The sequence below is a fragment of the Pseudomonas sp. BJa3 genome (assembly GCF_026343815.1).
GTDB classification, from domain to species: Bacteria; Pseudomonadota; Gammaproteobacteria; order Pseudomonadales; family Pseudomonadaceae; genus Aquipseudomonas; species Aquipseudomonas soli.
Genome location: NZ_JAOXMC010000234.1, coordinates 1 through 267, shown reverse-complemented (window position 1 = coordinate 267; position 267 = coordinate 1). Strand labels below are relative to the sequence as shown.

At 66.3% G+C, this 267-nt stretch carries 1 pseudogene; it reads left to right on the top strand.

The features are described 5' to 3' along the window. A pseudogene (locus OH705_RS27555) lies at positions 1-251 on the top strand (hypothetical protein); the annotation flags it as partial. Between the last annotated feature and the right edge of the window lie 16 nt (positions 252-267).

Genomic DNA, 267 nt, shown 5'->3' with positions numbered 1-267 from the left:
TCATCACTAGGCAGCAGGTGTACCCAACTGTCCTGCGCTATCACTACCTGGCCTTCCCCGCCATGTCCCGGTACGTGCCGCTGAACCAGCCCGACTCGATCATGGCGGCGAAGGGGCCGATCCTCGCCCGCACCGCCGATGCCTACAAAGGCACCACGCTGTTCATGACGGTGGTGCGTTCGATGTCGCCGAGTCAGCGGGCGCTGCTGCGCGCCTTCCTCACCGGCGAGCCGTGGCAGCCACCGCAGTAGCCGCTACCCCTGTTCG